This window comes from Pseudomonas sp. B14(2022), from assembly GCF_012030485.1.
Classification (GTDB): domain Bacteria; phylum Pseudomonadota; class Gammaproteobacteria; order Pseudomonadales; family Pseudomonadaceae; genus Aquipseudomonas.
In genome coordinates this window covers 178,705-196,522 of record NZ_JAAUVM010000007.1, presented here as the reverse complement: position 1 = coordinate 196,522, position 17,818 = coordinate 178,705, and the positions used below count along the sequence as shown (strand labels likewise).

The window sequence follows — 17,818 nt, the reverse complement described above, 5'->3', positions numbered from 1 at the left end:
GATTGCCTCTAAGTGGGCATTTTTGTTGCCTGTACTGGCCTCATCGGGGGCAAGCCCCCTCCCATATTCGACCGAGTTGTATCTGAATGAATGCGGTCAAGTGTGGGAGGGGGCTTGACCCCGATAGCGGTCTCAGCGCTTCACAGCAACCGGCCTGGAATGCTCCGCCCGCTTGCTCAACTGCTCAAACACCGACGGATACGCCGGCCGTTCCACATAGCGCCCGGCGCCGCGCTCGGCGCGCAGGTCGCCATCGGCCCAGACCAGCTTGCCCTGGCTGATGGTGTGGCTCGGCACGCCGCGCACGGTCTTGCCTTCGAAGATGTTGAAGTCGACCTTCTGATGGTGCGTCTTGGCGGAAATGGTCCGCGTACCTTCGGGGTCCCACAGCACCAGATCGGCATCCGCACCCACGCGGATCGCGCCTTTGCGCGGGTAGAGGTTGAAGATTTTCGCGGTGTTGGTGGAGGTCAGCGCGACGAACTCCTGCATCGACAGGCGTCCGGTGTTGACCCCTTCGTGCCACAGCAGCGCCATGCGGTCTTCGATACCGGCGGTGCCGTTGGGGATCTTGCTGAAATCGTCACGCCCGGCGGCTTTTTGCTCGGCGCAGAAGCAGCAGTGGTCGGTGGCGGTGGTGTGCAGGTTGCCCGATTGCAGGCCATGCCACAGCGCTTCCTGATGCCCGCGTGGACGGAACGGCGGGCTCATCACATAGCCGGCGGCGGTTTGCCAGTCGGGGTGCTGGTAGACGCTGTCGTCCAGCAGCAGGTGGCCGGCGAGCACTTCGCCGTAGACCGCCTGGCCCTTGCCCCGGGCGTAGGTGATTTCATCCAGCGCCTCCTTGGTAGACACGTGCACCAGGTACAGCGGCGTGCCGATGGTCTCGGCGATACGGATTGCGCGGCTGGCCGCTTCGCCTTCCACCTGGGAAGGGCGCGACAGCGGGTGCGCTTCCGGCCCGGTGATGCCCTGGGCCATCAGCTTGCGTTGCAGGTGGTACACCAGCTCGCCGTTTTCCGCATGCACGGTGGGCACGGCGCCGAGTTCCAGGCAGCGTTCGAAGCTGGCCACCAGGGTGTCGTCGGCCGCCATGATTGCGTTCTTGTAGGCCATGAAATGCTTGAAGCTGTTGATGCCGTGGTGGCTGACCAGCTCGGCCATTTCCTCGCGCACCTGTTCGCTCCACCAGGTGATCGCCACATGAAAGCCGTAGTCGGACGCAGACTTTTCTGCCCAGCCCCGCCACTGATGGAACGCTTCCATCAACGATTGCTGCGGGTTGGGAATCACGAAGTCGATGATCGAGGTGGTGCCCCCGGCCAGACCCGCCGCCGTGCCGCTGAAAAAATCTTCACTGGCCACTGTGCCCATGAAGGGCAGTTGCATATGGGTATGGGGGTCGATGCCGCCGGGCATCAAATATTGTCCGCTGCCGTCGAGTTGTTCAGTGCCGGCGGGAATATCCAGGTCCGTGCCAATAGCGCGAATCAGACCGCCTGCGCATAAAACATCGGCGCGGTAACTTTCATCATGGGTAATAACGGTGGCGCCACGGATCAACAGCGACATGTCGAGTTCCTCACAGGCTTGACCGGCTTGTGCCAGTTCTAAGTGTTGTATTGCTACGCGCCGATGGTCGGTTAATTCCTGTCATCGGTGACAGGAATAGAAACTAGCCCGAGTTTTTCGATTGAGCAAGAAGATTTTTTATAAGCTTATGCAGTATTTAATCTATTGATTTATAAGGATAAAAATACAAAATCACCAAAATGTAGCGGTCTCTCACCATTTTGACGCACTTGACAGGTTCTCAATATGAGCAACATTTCTTATTGCAAATCAGACGCTTGAGACATGCCTCTTGACGGGGTCGGTAAATAAAAATAATTGTGGTGCACCAGATTGAGTCCTGACCGTTCGGATAATTAGCGCGTTATTTAGCCTGAGTAGCGCGGCAAGTACCGCAGGCACAATCGGAAAGCTGATTAACATCAGCGAGTTATATAAGCGGTGCGGGTTCGAGAGCGGTTGTCGGCACGGTTATTGAGTGCAGTGGCGGCTGGCCGGACCCGTGATGTCATGTTGTTTACGAGGTACTCCGGCCACCCAGCGTTCAGCGCGGGGTGAGCAACAATAATTCGAAAAAACCGTGGAGCGGCCATGCAACAGAACAGATCGCAAGTCATTGAGCGCAACGGCCTGTACGAACTCGACGCCGGCCCCGACGTCCTCGACAGCCCTCGCTACAACCACGACATGGCACCGACCAAGGTGCACGAACGCACCTGGAACAAGTGGCACATCACCGCGCTGTGGGTCGGCATGTCGATCTGCGTGCCCACGTACACCCTGGGCGGTGTGCTCACCGCGTATTTCGGGTTGTCGGTGGGCGAGGCGCTGATGGCGATTTTGCTCGCCAATGTCGTGGTGCTGATCCCGCTGACCCTCAACGCGTTCCCCGGCACCAAGTACGGCATTCCGTTTCCGGTGTTGCTGCGTTCGTCCTTCGGCATCCTCGGCTCCAACGTGCCGTGCCTGATCCGCGCGCTGGTGGCGTGCGGCTGGTTTGGTATCCAGACGATGTTTGGCGGGCTGGCGATTCACCTGTTCCTGGGCTCGATTTTCGAGGGGTGGAAGTCCCTCGGCGGCACTGGTGAAGTGATCGGCTTCATGATGTTCTGGTGCCTGAATTTATGGGTGGTGCTGCGCGGCGCCGAGTCGATCAAGCGCCTGGAAACCCTGTCGGCGCCGTTGCTGGTGGCGGTGGGTATTGGCCTGCTGGTGTGGGCGATGCCGAATGTGTCTCTCAGCGAACTGATGGCGATCCCGCCCAAGCGTCCCGAGGGCGCGAGCCTTACCGGTTACTTCATGGCCGGCCTGACCGCGATGGTGGGCTTCTGGGCCACCTTGTCGCTGAATATTCCCGACTTCAGCCGCTACGCCAAAAGCCAGAAGGACCAGATCCTCGGGCAGATTTTCGGCCTGCCGCTGACCATGTTCCTGTTCGCCGCCCTCGGCGTGATCATGACCGCCGCCTCGGTGAAACTGGTGGGCGTCAGTGTGTCCGATCCCGTGACCCTGATCGGCCATATCCAGAGCCCGGTGTGGGTGGCCGTGGCCATGGCGCTGATCATCGTCGCGACCTTGTCCACCAACACCGCCGCGAACATCGTCTCGCCCACCAACGACTTCCAGAACATCGCGCCCAAGCTGATCAACCGCACCACGGCGGTGATCCTCACCGGTTTGGTGGGGTTGGTGCTGATGGGCCATGAACTGCTGAAAAAACTTGGCTTGATCGTCTCGGATGTGAGCCTGGAAACCGTATATTCCAACTGGCTGCTGGGCTACTCAAGCCTGCTGGGCCCGATCGCCGGGATCATGGTGGTGGACTACTTCATCACCCGCAAACAGCAACTGGACCTGGCCGGTCTGTACCGCGACGACGTGTACCCGGCGTGGAACTGGAGCGGCTTTATCGCCTTTGGCGTGCCGGTGGTGTTGACGTTGCTGTCGTTGGGCAGTGATGCGTTCAGCTGGTTCTACAGCTACGGCTGGTTTACCGGTTCGGCCTTGGGCGGGTTGTTGTATTACGGCCTGAATGCCAGGCGCGGAGCCAGCCCGGTCGTTGTCAATTCATAAGAAATACACGCCTGAGGAGATCCCCATGAACGCTGCCCTTGACGTTCTGCAATCGACCCACCAGCACATCAACCGCGACCGCTTGTGGCAGTCGCTGATGGACCTGGCCAAACTCGGTGCCACCCCCAAGGGCGGCGTGTGCCGCCTGGCCCTCACCGACCTCGACCGCAAGGCCCGCGACCTGTTTGTGCAGTGGTGCGAAGACGCCGGTTGCACCGTGACCGTCGACGGTATCGGCAATATCTTCGCGCGCCGTCCCGGTCGTAATCCCAACCTGCCGCCGGTGATGACCGGCAGCCATATCGACACTCAGCCTACGGGCGGCAAGTTCGATGGTTGCTTCGGTGTGCTGGCGGGGGTGGAAGTGTTGCGTACGCTCAATGACCTCAAGATCGAAACCGAGGCGCCCTTGGAAGTGGTGGTGTGGACCAACGAGGAAGGCTCGCGCTTCCCACCGTGCATGATGGGCTCGGGGGTATTTGCGGAGAAATTCACCCTGGCGGATACCTTGGCCAAGGTCGATACGGACGGGGTCAGAGTGGGTGATGCGCTGAATGCGATTGGCTACGCGGGAACCCGTCCTGAGAGTGGGCACAAGGTCGGTGCGTATTTCGAGGCGCATATCGAACAAGGGCCGATTCTGGAGGATGAGAAGAAGACCATCGGCGTGGTGCTCGGCGCCCTCGGGCAAAAGTGGTTCGACCTGAAACTGCGCGGCGTTGAAGCGCATGCGGGGCCGACGCCGATGCACCTGCGCAAGGACGCCCTGGTAGGCGCGGCAGCGGTGGTGGCGGCGGTCAATGCCGCGGCGCTGGGGCATCAGCCGCATGCCTGCGGGACCGTCGGTTGCCTGCAGGCGTATCCCGGTTCACGCAACGTCATTCCTGGCGAAGTGCGCATGACCCTGGACTTCCGTCACTTGGAACCGGCGCGGTTGGATTCGATGATTGCCGAGGTGCGCACGGTGATTGACGAGACCTGTGCCAAGCATGGGCTGAGTTTTGAAATGGAACCCACGGCTGACTTCCCGCCGCTGTACTTCGACAAAGGCTGCGTTGACGCCGTGCGCGATGCCGCGAATGGGCTGGGCTTGTCGAACATGGACATCGTCAGCGGGGCAGGGCACGACGCGATTTTCGTCGCCGAGTTGGGGCCGGCGGGGATGATCTTTGTGCCGTGTGAGGGGGGTATCAGCCATAACGAAATCGAGAACGCCGCGCCGGATGACCTGGCAGCTGGGTGTGCAGTGCTGTTGCGGGCCATGGTGGCTGCATCGGCAGCCATCGCCAGCGGCAAACTCGCCGCCTGAAATGCGGGTAAAAAATGTGGGAGGGGGCTTGCTCCCGATAGCGGTGTATCAGTTACAGATAAGCTGACTGACCTACCGCAATCGGGAGCAAGCCCCTCCCACATTTGAACTGTGTTTGACGTTAAATCCAGATGGCATCCCACAGTGGGTAGTCGCCAATCCGCTCGACCAAGCCCGCCCGCAATGGATTTGCCACCACATACCGGGCCATTTTCACCAAGTCATCTTCCTTGCGCAGTGCGCGGTCATGGAAGCCTTCTTGCCAGAGCCGTCCCTTGCGTCCGCTTGCACCATTGACGGTCCTGGTGCTCTTTGACTTCACCTGGCACATCAAGTCCGCCAGCGAGCCTTTTTTCAGTTCAAGCAGCCAATGGAAATGGTCCGGCATAATCACCCAAGCCAGCGAGTTGGCGAGCCCTTGGTACTGCGCCAACCGAAATTGCCAGACCACCAAGCGAGCGAGATGGAAATTGTCGAATATCGGTATGCGTTCGTGGGTGTTGGTGGTGATGAGGTAGATACGGTTGGGTTCGCTGAATCGACCGATGTGCAGGCGGTGTGAAGCGGGTAAATCTGCCATTCCCTGGCCCTCTCAAGATGTGCTTAGAGAGGCTAGATTGGAGAGCAAGAGGTTGATGGGCAGGCTTTTGGCAGCATGTGTCTGGAATGGCGCAATCGGGGGCAAGCCCCCTCCCACATTGGCTCAGCGGCGCTTATACATTATGTGTCTGACGCAGGACCAGTGTGGGAGGGGGCTTGCCCCCGATTGCGGTAGGCCAGCTACGGATAAACTGGCTGTTCCACCGCTATCGGGGGCAAGCTCTCTCCTGCATTTAGCCTGAACTGTGCCTGGGGGGATGTCAGGCGCCCGGTTGCCAGCCGCCGCCGAGTGCAGTCACGAGTCCTACACTGGCCTGCAACTGCCGCGTCTGCACCGCCTGCAATGTCCGCTGCGCTTGCAACGCCGCCGTCTGCGCTGTCACCACATCCAGGTAACTCACCGCACCCGCTTGATAGCTGTTCATCGCCAGCGATTGCGTGTGTTGCGCCGCGTCCGCCGCCGCTTGCTCATCCTGCGCTTCCTGCTGCAGATCCCGCAGTTGCGCGAGGTTATCTTCCACCTCGCGCACGGCCTTCAGCACCCGGCTGCGATACTGCGCGGACGCCTCTTCAAACTCGGCCTTGGCCTGGCGTTCATTGGCACTCAGGCGCCCGCCATCAAAGATCGGCACATTCATCAACGGCCCCAGCGCCCAATACCGATTACCCGCCGAGAGCAAATTCCCCACGCCCTGCGTTTGCCCGCCGATCAACCCGGTCAAGCTGAAGTCCGGATACCACGCCGCCTTGGCCACGCCGATATTCGCGTTGGCCGCAAACACCCGGCGCTCTGCCGCCGCAATATCCGGGCGACGTTGCAGCAAGTGGCTTGGCAGCTGCGACGGAACCCCCGGCAGGGCGATCAGTTGCTGGCCGGGCGGCAGCGTAAAGTCGCTGGCTGCCACGCCCACCAACTCACCGATGGCGTGCTCGGTGAGGTTGCGTTGCGCGCGCACCTCGTCCAATTGCGCTTTGGCCTGCGCCAGTTGATTTTGCGCACGGGTCAGGTCCAGCTCCGAGGCTATCTGGCCCTCGTAGCGGCTGCGGGTCAGTTGCAACGCCTGGCTGAAATCGTCCAATGAGCCAGTGAGAATCCGGGTCTGCGCATCCAGCCCATTGAGCTGCACGTACAAGGTCGCCAACTGACGTTGCAAACTCAGGCGCGCCACCGCCAGGTCATCCCCGGACGCTTGCGCCTGGGCATCACCGGCCGCGACCTGGTTGCGGATTTTGCCCCACAGGTCCAGGTCATAACTCAACGAAAAACCGGCGGTGTTGCTGTTGTACACCGACGGTTGCGTATCCCCCCGCAACGGTCGCGAATCCGATTGCCGCTGGCGCAGCGGTTGCGCGCTGGCGGTGATCTGCGGGAACAGGCCTGCGTGCAGTTGGCTGGCATACGCCTGGGAAGCATCGAAGTGCGCCAGCGCCGCCGCCAGGTCCGGGTTGGCCTTGAGCAGTTGCTGCTGCAGGTCATTCAGGCGCGAATCGTTGTAGAGCTTCCACCATTCGGGGGCCAGTTGGTCGGACGGCTGCGCGCTGTGCCAGGGACCATCGCTGGTCTGTTCGCGGTAGTTGGCCGGCAGGTCGATCGACGGCACCTTGTAGGTCGGCGCCATCGAGCAGCCTTGCAGTGCCAGCAGCATCAACGCGGCGAGCGGTTTAAGCCCTGTGCGCATGCGCACCTTAAGCCTTGGGCGCATGCGCACCTCCGGCGTCGGCCAGTTGCACCGGGTCGCCTTCGCGCAGGGCATCGGGCGGGTTGTCGACGATGCGGTCGGCGGGTTTCAAGCCTTGGTCTATCACCAGGCGTTCGCCCAGGTCGAGGCCGATATGGATGGCTTGCAGGTGCACATGGTTCTGCCTATCCAGCACCGCCACCTGCGTGCCCTGGGCGCGGAAGATCAGCGCGCTGGCCGGGATGCTCACGCCATGGGTATCGGCCGGAATCGGCAGGGTGGCTTCGGCATAATCACCGGGCAGCAGTTCTCCGTCGGGGTTGTCGGCGACGAACTGGGCGAGCAGTGTGCCGGAGCGGCGGTCGATGGCGGTGGAGTCACCGATCAGGCGCGCCTTGAAGTGCTTGCCGGGATGCTCGGGCACGGTCAGCTCGGCTTCAAGGCCGGGATGGATGACCGCCGCGTAGTTCTGCGGCACCGGCACATAGAGGCGCAATTGGTGGGTGTCGGCGATGTTGAACAGTTCCGGATCGCTGTCGGTGTCGGCCTTGATCAACTGGCCGATATCGGTGTTGCGCGCGGTGATGGTACCGGCGAACGGGGCGCGAAGGGTCTTGTAGCTTTCCAGTGCCGACAGCCGTGCATAGTCGGCAGCGGCGGCCTCGGCGTTGGCCTTGGCGGCAGCGGCATTGGAGGTTTTTTCATCCGCCTCCTGGCGCGATACCGAATGGCTGGCCAGCAGGTTTTGCCAACGCGTGGCGGTGGTTTCGGCCAGGCGTGCGTTGGCCTGTTCCTGCACCAGGCGTGCATGGGTCTGCGCCAGCTGTTGATCAAGGTCGGGGCTGTCGATTTCCGCGAGGACTTGCCCGGCGCTGACGTGGCTGCCGATATCGACTTTCCAATCCTTCAGGTAACCGCTGACCCGGGCGTGGATCGGCGCCTTGCTCCAGGCTTCCAGGTGCGCCGGCAGGCGCAAGGTATCGCCGGCCACATTCTGCTTGGGCTGGAACACCATCACGTGCGGAATGGCGGCGGTCTCGGTCCAGGCGGTGACCGATTGTTCGTGCAGCGTACGGGCATGCAGGCCGTTGGCGACCAGCAGGGCGGCCAGGGTCAGGCCGCCGACACCCATGAGCATCAGACGCTTGCGCGAGGGTTTGTGATCAGACGACATGTGGGGTTTCTCCTGCAACTGCGCGAGTAGGGTGACGACCGTGGACCAGGCTGAAGACCACGGGAACAAACAACAACGTGGCGAGAGTGGCGAAGATCAAACCGCCGATAACGGCGCGCCCGAGCGGGGCGTTCTGCTCCTCGGAAATCGCCAGGGGCAACATGCCGATGATCATCGCCAGGGCGGTCATGCACACCGGGCGGAAGCGCGTGTAACCGGCCTCCATGGCGGCCTTCAACGCATCACCATGTTCGGCTAGGCGCTCACGGCAGAAGCTCACCACCAGGATCGAGTTGGCCGTGGCTACGCCCATGCACAAGATGGCTCCGGTGAGCGCCGGCACCGACAATGAGGTACCGCTGAGGAAAAGCATCCACACGATGCCTGCGAGCGCCGCCGGCAACGCGGTGATGATTACGAATGGGTCGGCCCACGACTGGAAGTTGACCACGATCAGCAGGTAGATCAGCACCACCGCACCGAGCAGGCCAAAGCTCAAGCCGCTGAAGGCTTCATGCAGCGCATCGATCTGCCCATGCAGGCTGATCACCGCGCCTTTGGGACGTAGGGACGCGGTGTCATCCAGCACTTTTTGCACGTCGCGGGCCACGCCGCCGAGGTCGCGGCCCTGCACGTTGGCGTACAGGTCCAGGGTCGGTTCGATGTTGTAGTGGGTCACCACTGCCGGGCTTTGCACGCGGGAGATGGTTGCCACGCCGCCGAGGATCTGCGACTGGCCATCGGCGCCGGTGACGGGCAGCGCTTCCAGTGACGGCAGGCTGTCGAGCCGGTATTGCGGGGTGGCGGCGACGATGGAATAGGACACGCCAGTGGCCGGGTTGAGCCAGAAGGTCGGCGCGGTCTGCGAACTGCCGGCTAGGGAGGCAACCATGCTGTTGGTCACGTCGCGCTCGGTAATGCCCAGGCCGTTGGCGCGCATGCGGTCGACATTCACCTGCAGCGACGGGTAGCCGGTGGACTGCTGGATGCGCAGGTCGGCGATGCCGGGTACGTGTTGCAGGCGACGTTCCAGCTCGATGGCATAGGCGCGGTTTTCTGCCTCGCTGCGCCCGGAGATTTTCACGTCCAGCGGCGCCGGCGCGCCGAAGTTGAGGATCTGGCTGCTGATGTCCGCCGGCAGGAACGCGAAGTGGCTGCCGGGGAAGCTTTGCGGCAGCGCTTCACGCAGTTTTTTCACGTAGTCGGCGGTGGGCGCGTGGTGTTTTTTCAGGCTGACCTGAATGTCGCCATCCTGCGGGCCGATGGTGCCGCTGCTGCTGTAGGCCATGTCGATGCCGCTGAGCGGGATGCCAATGTTGTCGACGATGGTGTCCAGTTCCTCGGCAGGGATGACCTCACGGATCCGCGCTTCGATGCGGTCGAAGGCGGCGGCGCTTTCTTCGATGCGCGTGCCCAGCGGCAGGCGCACATGCAGGGCCAGCGCACCGGCATCCGTTGCCGGGAAGAAGTCCTGGCCAAGGCTGGGCAACAGCAGGAATGAGGCGAGCACACAGGCCAGAAAACCCACGATAAAGCGCTTGCGATGACCCAGGGCCAACGTCAGCAAGCCATGGTAGGTGTCGCGGATATTCGAGAAGTGGCGCTCGAAACCTTGCTGGAAATTCAGCACGGCTTGCAGCGCGGCATTGCGCGGTTTCGTGTGCTGCTCGCCCTCATGGTGGTTGATGAATGCATCTTCAGGATGATGCCCGGCACCTGGCTCCGGTATATGTGGCTTGAGCAGGAACATCGCCAGCGTCGGCACCAGGGTGCGCGAAAGAATGAATGAGCTGGCCATGGCGAAGATCACCGCCAGCGCCATCGGCCGGAACAGATAACCGGCGATGCCTTGCAGCAGGAACATCGGCACGAACACGATGCAGATGCACAGCAGCGAGACGAACGCCGGGCCGACAATTTGCGCGGCACCGTCGAGGATCGCGGTCTTCACCGGCTTGCCTTGCTCCAGGTGCCAGTTGATGTTTTCGATGGTCACCGTGGCGTCGTCCACCAGGATCCCGACCGCCAACGCCAGCCCGCCGAGGGTCATGACGTTGAGGGTTTGCCCGCTGACCGCCAGCAGCGCAATGGCCGACAGTACCGCCAGGGGAATTGACGCCGCGATAATGAGCGTGGAGCGCCAGCTGCCGAGGAACAGCAGGATCATCGCACTGGTCAGCAGCGCGGCGATGATGCCTTCCTGGGCCACGCTGCCCACCGATTGCTTGACGAATACCGAGGCGTCGCCCAGCAGCGAGGTCTTCAGTGACGGCGGCAGGGTTTCGTTGATGCGCGGCAGCATCTGGCGGATACCGTCGATGATCGACAGGGTGGAAATGCTGCCGTTTTTCAACGCCGGCATCAGCACCGCGCGATGGCCGTCGACGCGCACGATGTTGGTCTGCGGCGGCGAGCCGTCGCGCACGTGGGCGACCTGGCCGATGGTGATCAGCGCGCCGTCGACGGTCTTGATCGGCAGGTCGTTGAGCTCATCGATGGCCTTGGGACTGTTGTTGAGCAGGATCGTGTATTCGTTGGGGCCGAGTTTGGCGGTGCCCACCGGGATGATCTGGTTCTGCAGCGCCAGGGCATTGCCCACGTCCTGGGCCGACAAACCTTTGGCTGCCAACGCCTGGGGGTCGAGGTCGAGGGTGATCTGCCGCTGTTTGCCGCCCATTGGCGTGGGCATGGCCAGGCCGGGCAGGGCGCTGAGAGGCAGGCGGATATTGTTCTGCACCAGGTCGCGAATCCTGGCTTCCGACAGCGTCGGGCTGGAGAACGCCATTTGCAGGATCGGCACCGTGGAGGCGCTGTAGTTGAGGATCAGCGGCGGCGTGATACCCGGTGGCATCTGCTTGAGCACGGTTTGTGACACGGCGGTCACTTGGGCGTTGGCGGTGCGGATGTCGACGCCGGGCTGGAAGAAAATCTTCACGATGCCCATGCCGGGCAGGGATTGCGATTCGATATGTTCGATGTCGTTGACGGTAGTGCTCAGGGAGCGTTCGTAGGTGTAGATCACCCGACCGGCCATGGCGTCCGGCGACAGACCGTTGTACTGCCAGACCACGGCGACCACAGGGATGCCGATATCGGGAAACACGTCAGTGGGGGTTCGCAGGGCCGCCATCGGCCCGATGATGCAGATGAATATGGCCAACACGATAAACGTGTACGGCTTTTGCAGTGCGGTCTTTACCAGCCCGAGCATGCGTGAACCTCCGAGGGAGCAGGATTGCAAACCCCGGCAGTCTTGCCCGACCCACCTAACACGCGCCTTTCAGCCAGGTGAAGGAACATTTAGGTGAGGGCTGAAGATCGTTTCATATGGATTCATTTGTTCTACAAGGCGTGGCTGCCCAAGCTTGCATCCCATCGGACGACTTGTCCTTTAACTGATGTTCTTTGGAGCCCTGCCATGTCACTCAAACCTTTATTGTTGATCCCCGCCCTGGGTGCTGTTTTGTTGTTGTCAGCCTGTGCCGGCCCAATTCCCAAGGCGGACCCCAGCGAAGCCTGGATTGGCTTGAAAGAAGAAGCGCCGAACGATCTGATGGCTGAACGTGTGGACGGCAAGCGTGTCGACGACGGGCGCTTTTTCGAAGTGACACCCGGGGATCACCGCTTGGACGTGACGTTATTCGAGGAAGAGCCGGGCGACGACAACCAGCAGGACTGCCAGGGCCGGGTCGAGTACAAGGATTTCAAGGCAGGTGAGCATTACACCCTGGTGGAGTCGAGCCTGGGCACCACCGTGCGCGCATCCCTGAGGGATGGGCACGGTAAGGAAGTTGCAGCGACTCAGGATTTCAGTTGCATGCCCGGCTAGGCGTGGTGCACCGCCGCTCTATGGGGCTTGGCAGGTGCCGCAGGTTTGACGTGGGGGTGGTGGTGCCGACGGGTAATGCGCAACACCCCCCACAACATGGCGGCGGCTACCGCCAGCCATCCGCAGATCAACAGGAAAATCGTTGTTGCAAGGCTCATTTTGGCCTCCTTTCGCCCCGCAGGGGGCACACACAGTCTTCTCAATGGACAGTCTAGCTACCCGGTGGTTGCCTGCTATTGACCAATGGTCGTGTTCGTCCAACTCGTTTGCTCTATCCGCGACGCTTTACTGAGCCTATGGGCTATACCCGCGTGGCAGAGCGTCCTATGATCAGGGCCCTCACCGGCAGTTGATCAAGAGAGTAAAAAATTGCGGTTACGGTCGAACCTTAAAACATCCTTGTTGCTGGCCTGTGCCCTGGGGCTCGCGGCGTGTTCCGGGCACCCGTCGAAACTTCCGGGCCTGCCGGAACGTGTCGAACTCAATGGTGTGCCGACCTTTCGCAGCGAGGCTTATCAGAGCGGTCCTACAGCGTTAGCCAGCATGCTGTCGCAACAAGGCATTGTGATGACACCGGGCTTGCTGGATAAGCCGTTGCATTTGCCGGGCGGTGAAGCGGACCTGGAGCGCAACATGCAGGTGCTGGCCCGTGAGTACGGGCTGATGGTGTACCCGCTGGATGCCAAGCTGACCGCGGTATTGGCGCAGGTGACGGCGGGTTACCCGGTGATGGCGCGGATTGGCGGCGGCCTGTTGTCTGACGCGCACTACGTGGTCGTGGTGGGTTTCAACCAGCAGAAAAGCACGGTGCTGTTGCGCTCAGGCATGGACCGACGCCTGCTGATGAGCTTCAGCGACTTTGAGTCGAAGTGGAATAGCGCCGGGCACTGGGCCATCCTCACCCAGCGCCCGAGCCAATTGCCAGCCAATGTGGATGCGCAGCGCTGGCGGGATTCGGCGAACGCAACGGCCCAGGCCGGGCAGGAGCGGGCGGCGGCGCAGGCGCTCAAAGTGTTGGCGGAGCACAGATAAAAATGTGGGGGGCAGGCAAACGCCTCCCACATGAGTTTCTCGGTGTTCTTTAACGGCGGACTTCGGCCGCATTCGCACGGTTCTTCAGGTTCTTGTCAGCCTTGTAGCGCAACGCGACGTCCGGCACCGAGCCACCCTTGCCGGTCTCGACCCAGCTACGGATTCGGCTGGCATCGGCAAAGTGAGTAAATTTGCCGAAAGCATCCAGGATTACCAGCGATACTGGACGGTTACCCATGCGGGTGACCAGCACCAGGCAATGACCGGCCTGGTTGGTAAAGCCGGTCTTGGTCAGCTTGATATCCCAGTTGGCGCGGTTGATCAGGTGGTCGGTGTTGGAGAAACCCAGTGTGTAGTTGGGCTTGCGGAACGCCACGGTCTTTTCCTTGGTGGTGCTCAACTGGCTCAGCATCGGAAATTTTTGCGCATAGGCCAGCAGCTTGCTCAAGTCGCGGGCGGTGGACACGTTGTGGATCGACAGGCCGGTGGGCTCGACATAATGGGTGCTGGTCATGCCCAGGGCCTTGGCCTTGGCGTTCATCGCAGCAATGAAGGCCGCGTAGCCGCCCGGATAGTGGTGCGCCAGGCTCGCGGCGGCACGGTTTTCCGATGACATCAGGGCGATCAGCAACATCTCCTTGCGCGGCATCTGGCTGCCGATTTTCACGCGGGAGAACACGCCTTTCATTTCCGGCGTGTCGGTGATGTTGATGTCGATGTACTCGTCCATGTTCTGCTTGGCTTCAAGCACGATCAGGCCCGTCATCAGCTTGCTCACCGAGGCGATAGGCACCACCACGTCGGGGTTGCTGGCGTAGATGACCTTGTTGGTTTGCAGGTCCACCAGCATGGCGCTGCCGGAAGCGATCTGGAGTTTGGATGGATCCCGCGGCGCCAGGGCGGATTCGGCAGCGTGTGCAAAGGTGCCGGTGAAAGCAAAAAATAGGCTGACAATAGAAAGACGAATTTTCACGCGGATGAACTCGCTAAAAAGTAAGAAATACCGTTGGGAAACGGGTTTTGTGACAAATGGCGTTACATTTTAGGAGTATGGACGAGAGACTGTCGAATGTTCTTCTAAAACCAGACGAAAGTGCTTAAAAACTAAGAAAAAACAGGTTTTCTTCCGGGCAATAAAAAGCCCTGCGATAAGGCAGGGCTTTTTCAGTACGGCTGGTTATTAACCGTGCAGGGTCTCTGCGGCGTACAGGGTGTTTTCCAGCAGGCAGGCACGGGTCATCGGGCCAACGCCACCCGGCACCGGGGTGATCCAGCCGGCGCGGGGCAGGGCGGTCTCGTACACCACGTCGCCGACCAGCTTGCCGTCTTCCTGGCGGTTGATGCCCACGTCAATGACGATGGCGCCTTCCTTGATCCATTCGCCCTTGACCAGGCCCGGCTTCCCGGCGGCCACGACGACCAGGTCGGCTCGGCCAACGTGGCCGGCCAGATCCTTGGTGAAACGGTGGGTCACGGTGACGGTGCAACCGGCCAGCAGCAATTCCATGGCCATGGGGCGGCCCACGATGTTGGACGCGCCGACGATGACGGCATCGAGGCCGTACAGGTCGACACCGGTGCTTTCCAGCAGGGTCATGATGCCTTTGGGCGTGCACGGGCGCAGCAGCGGGATACGCTGGGCCAGGCGGCCGACGTTATAAGGATGGAAACCGTCGACGTCTTTGTCAGGGCGGATGCGCTCGAGCAGCTTGGACGCGTCCAGGTGCGCGGGCAATGGCAATTGCAGGAGGATGCCATCCATCGCCGGGTCGTCGTTGAGGCTGTCGATCAGGTCGGTCAGGGCCTGCTGGGTGGTGTCGGCAGGCAGGTCGTAGGCCTTGGAAATAAAGCCGACCTCTTCACAGTCTTTACGCTTGTGCGAGACATAAACCTGAGAGGCAGGATCGCTGCCGACCAGGATCACCGCGAGGCCAGGCGTGCGCAAGCCTTGCTGGCTGCGCTCGGTGACTCGTTTGGCGATCTGCTGGCGCAGGCTGGCGGCGATTGATTTGCCGTCGATAAGTTGTGCAGTCATTACGCGTGATTAACCATCGAGAGGGGGAGGAAAAGTGCGCGCATTCTCGCACGCCACGGCGTGAGGGCAAAGGCGCTTGGTCCGCAAATTGGCCTAACCCCTTAAATAAAATGAATTTTTTTCAAAAAAGATTTGACGGGTTTCCAGGCCCTCTATACTATTCGTCGCACTTGTCGGGCACAGCCTAGCACTGGTTAAGAAGGTCGAGCAGAATCGTTGTTCTGCAAGGCTGGAAGCACTTAGTTTGTAATCCTCCAAGAGTACAGATTAATAAGGCGCCCGTAGCTCAGCTGGATAGAGCATCCGCCTTCTAAGCGGATGGTCGCAGGTTCGAGTCCTGCCGGGTGCGCCATTAGGCAGCTTTGGCACAAGTAGCGCTATATGGTGGGCGTAGCTCAGTTGGTAGAGCACGGGATTGTGACTCCCGTTGTCGAGGGTTCGATCCCCTTCGTCCACCCCATATTTTGAAAGGCGCCAGATTAATCGTCTGGCGCCTTTGCTTTAAGAGCTTCAAGCGCGGATGTGGTGGAATTGGTAGACACACTGGATTTAGGTTCCAGCGCCGCGAGGCGTAAGAGTTCGAGTCTCTTCATCCGCACCAAATAAAGCTTTACTCGGTCTATGCGCAGGGTAAGGCTCGACAAAGAAGTAGTTTGGTTTCTTTGTTAACGCAATATGGTGGGCGTAGCTCAGTTGGTAGAGCACGGGATTGTGACTCCCGTTGTCGAGGGTTCGATCCCCTTCGTCCACCCCATATTCGAAAGGCGCCAGATTTAACAGTCTGGCGCCTTTTTTGGTTTTGGCGGTTCGGTTTTTCGTGGCTGCGGGTTCTGGGTCGCGATGGCGGTGCGTTTCATCGTATTTATGTGTCTCGATGATGCTGCGTTGTCTATCTGCCCTTATTGCGGGGTGGGGCGTCAGGGAGGTAGCGACGATCCCTTCTATATATAGAGGGGCGGCGCAGAGCCCTGGCGTGTTTGGCTTTATTTGTCACCGGGGCGGGGCGCGACAGTGCCTTCGTACCGATAAATTGCCGGCTGTTTACGGGCGTATTTCCAGTAGGGTGACTTCTTGAGTTTGACCCACTAGAATGCATGCCCTTGATTGGGGTCGGAAATGGCCGGCTAACGTCTGTGCAACGAGGAATATCCATGCAAGTTTCTGTTGAAAATACTACTGCTCTCGAGCGCCGCATGAGCATCACCGTGCCGGCTGAGCGCATCGAGACTGCGGTCAACAAGCGTCTGCAGCAGACTGCCCAAAAGGCCAAGATCGCTGGTTTCCGTCCGGGCAAGGTGCCAATGAGCGAAATCAAGCGCCGTTTTGGTGCTGATGCGCGCAATGAAGCCGTCGGTGACGTGATCCAGGCTTCTTTCTACGAAGCAGTGGTTGAGCAAAAGCTGAACCCGGCTGGTTCGCCTTCGATCGAACCTAAGTCCCTGGAAGCGGGCAAGGACCTGGAATACGTTGCCGTATTCGAAGTGTTCCCCGAGTTCGAAGTGGCCGGTTTCGACGGTATCGCCATCGAGCGCCTGAGCGCCGAAGTGGCTGATTCGGACCTGGACAACATGCTGGAAATCCTGCGCAAGCAGAACACCCGTTTCGAAGTGGCCGACCGTGCTGCCCAGAACGAAGACCAGCTGAACATCGATTTTGTTGGCAAGGTTGACGGCGAAGCATTCGCTGGCGGCTCCGCCAAGGGTACTCAGCTGGTGCTGGGTTCCAATCGCATGATTCCTGGCTTCGAAGACGGCCTGGTTGGCGCCAAGGCTGGCGAAGAGCGGGTCCTGAACCTGGAATTCCCTGCTGACTATCAGAATCTGGACCTGGCCGGCAAAGCCGCCGAGTTCACCGTGACCGTCAATAGCGTTTCCGAGCCTAAGCTGCCAGAGCTGAACGAAGAATTCTTCAATCAGTTCGGCATCAAGGAAACCGGTATCGAAGGCTTCCGCACCGAAGTTCGCAAGAACATGGAGCGCGAGCTGCGCCAGGCTATCAAGTCCAAGGTCAAGAACCAGGTCATGGACGGTCTGCTGGCCTCCAACCCGATCGAAGTGCCTAAGGCCCTGCTGTCCAACGAAGTGGATCGTCTGCGCGTACAGGCTGTTCAGCAGTTCGGCGGCAACATCAAGCCAGACCAACTGCCGGCCGAGCTGTTCGAAGAGCAAGCCAAGCGCCGTGTGGTACTGGGCCTGATCGTGGCTGAAGTGGTCAAGCAGTTCGACCTCAAGCCTGACGAAGACCGCGTCCGCGAAATGATTCAGGAAATGGCTTCGGCCTACCAGGAGCCTGAGCAGGTCGTGGCTTGGTACTACAAGAATGACCAGCAACTGAACGAAGTACGTTCGGTTGTGCTGGAAGAACAAGTTGTGGATACTGTTCTGCAGAAGGCTAAGGTGACCGATAAAGCGGTCTCTTACGAAGAAGCAGTCAAGCCGGCGGAAGCAGCACAAGCCGACTGATTGTCCAACTCGTTGGAAATTCAACCATAAGCCAGCCTCGCGCTGGCTTATGC

Annotated in this window: 13 protein-coding genes and 4 tRNA genes; 9 read left to right on the top strand and 8 right to left on the bottom strand. The window is 60.5% G+C overall.

The features are described from left to right. Nucleotides 1-132: 132 nt before the first annotated feature. Nucleotides 133-1,572: a dihydropyrimidinase gene (hydA, locus tag HCF10_RS13360; protein ID WP_131698148.1), complete on the bottom strand. Its 1,440-nt coding sequence runs from the start codon at nucleotides 1,570-1,572 to the stop codon at nucleotides 133-135. 591 nt (nucleotides 1,573-2,163) lie between these two features. On the opposite strand from hydA, the gene HCF10_RS13355 reads away from it, so the two are divergent. Continuing rightward, on the top strand, nucleotides 2,164-3,645 hold the full coding sequence (locus HCF10_RS13355) for an NCS1 family nucleobase:cation symporter-1 (protein WP_167655712.1): 1,482 nt from the start codon (nucleotides 2,164-2,166) through the stop codon (nucleotides 3,643-3,645). A gap of 25 nt (nucleotides 3,646-3,670) precedes the next feature. After that, entirely contained in the window at nucleotides 3,671-4,954 is a 1,284-nt protein-coding gene (locus HCF10_RS13350; RefSeq protein ID WP_167655711.1) for a Zn-dependent hydrolase, read from the top strand. Nucleotides 4,955-5,075: 121 nt separating this feature from the next. Here the strand turns inward: HCF10_RS13350 and HCF10_RS13345 are convergent, their stop codons facing one another. From HCF10_RS13345 to HCF10_RS13330, 4 genes are all read right to left on the bottom strand, one after another. Beyond that, a complete protein-coding gene (locus tag HCF10_RS13345; RefSeq protein WP_145336136.1) occupies nucleotides 5,076-5,534 on the bottom strand; it encodes an REP-associated tyrosine transposase in 459 nt (152 codons plus the stop codon). Nucleotides 5,535-5,814: 280 nt separating this feature from the next. Continuing rightward, nucleotides 5,815-7,233, bottom strand: a complete 1,419-nt coding sequence (locus HCF10_RS13340) for an efflux transporter outer membrane subunit (protein ID WP_167655762.1) — start codon at nucleotides 7,231-7,233, stop codon at nucleotides 5,815-5,817. A 7-nt stretch (nucleotides 7,234-7,240) separates the two neighbouring features. Next, nucleotides 7,241-8,407 carry an efflux RND transporter periplasmic adaptor subunit gene (locus HCF10_RS13335; protein ID WP_145337603.1) on the bottom strand — a complete coding sequence of 389 codons (1,167 nt, stop codon included), beginning with the start codon at nucleotides 8,405-8,407 and terminating at the stop codon, nucleotides 7,241-7,243. Further along, entirely contained in the window at nucleotides 8,397-11,618 is a 3,222-nt protein-coding gene (locus HCF10_RS13330) for an efflux RND transporter permease subunit (RefSeq protein ID WP_167655710.1), read from the bottom strand. Before HCF10_RS13330 ends, HCF10_RS13335 begins: the two co-directional genes overlap by 11 nt. A gap of 207 nt (nucleotides 11,619-11,825) precedes the next feature. Between HCF10_RS13330 and HCF10_RS13325 the strand changes: the two genes are divergently transcribed. Next, on the top strand, nucleotides 11,826-12,236 hold the full coding sequence (locus tag HCF10_RS13325) for a PA0061/PA0062 family lipoprotein (protein WP_131698142.1): 411 nt from the start codon (nucleotides 11,826-11,828) through the stop codon (nucleotides 12,234-12,236). Here the strand turns inward: HCF10_RS13325 and HCF10_RS13320 are convergent. Next, the gene (locus HCF10_RS13320) at nucleotides 12,233-12,394 is read right to left on the bottom strand and encodes a hypothetical protein (RefSeq protein ID WP_167655709.1); all 162 of its coding nucleotides are present in this window, start codon (nucleotides 12,392-12,394) and stop codon (nucleotides 12,233-12,235) included. The two genes, HCF10_RS13325 and HCF10_RS13320, sit on opposite strands and share 4 nt — an antisense overlap. Nucleotides 12,395-12,605: 211 nt before the next feature. On the opposite strand from HCF10_RS13320, the gene HCF10_RS13315 reads away from it, so the two are divergent. Then, a complete protein-coding gene (locus tag HCF10_RS13315; RefSeq protein ID WP_131698141.1) occupies nucleotides 12,606-13,268 on the top strand; it encodes a C39 family peptidase in 663 nt (220 codons plus the stop codon). A gap of 49 nt (nucleotides 13,269-13,317) precedes the next feature. Here HCF10_RS13315 and pbpG read toward each other — a convergent pair whose 3' ends face one another. After that, a complete protein-coding gene (pbpG, locus tag HCF10_RS13310; RefSeq protein WP_167655708.1) occupies nucleotides 13,318-14,241 on the bottom strand; it encodes a D-alanyl-D-alanine endopeptidase in 924 nt (307 codons plus the stop codon). 207 nt (nucleotides 14,242-14,448) lie between these two features. Further along, a complete protein-coding gene (folD, locus tag HCF10_RS13305) occupies nucleotides 14,449-15,303 on the bottom strand; it encodes a bifunctional methylenetetrahydrofolate dehydrogenase/methenyltetrahydrofolate cyclohydrolase FolD (protein ID WP_090402619.1) in 855 nt (284 codons plus the stop codon). Nucleotides 15,304-15,578: 275 nt separating this feature from the next. On the opposite strand from folD, the gene HCF10_RS13300 reads away from it, so the two are divergent. From HCF10_RS13300 to tig, 5 genes are all read left to right on the top strand, one after another. Next, nucleotides 15,579-15,655: transfer RNA gene (locus HCF10_RS13300), tRNA-Arg, on the top strand. A gap of 32 nt (nucleotides 15,656-15,687) precedes the next feature. After that, nucleotides 15,688-15,763: transfer RNA gene (locus tag HCF10_RS13295), tRNA-His, on the top strand. A gap of 56 nt (nucleotides 15,764-15,819) precedes the next feature. Continuing rightward, nucleotides 15,820-15,904 (top strand) — tRNA-Leu (locus tag HCF10_RS13290). Between the two features lie 77 nt (nucleotides 15,905-15,981). After that, a tRNA-His gene (locus HCF10_RS13285) sits at nucleotides 15,982-16,057 on the top strand. 397 nt (nucleotides 16,058-16,454) lie between these two features. Then, entirely contained in the window at nucleotides 16,455-17,765 is a 1,311-nt protein-coding gene (tig, locus tag HCF10_RS13280) for a trigger factor (protein ID WP_131698139.1), read from the top strand. Nucleotides 17,766-17,818: the final 53 nt, after the last annotated feature.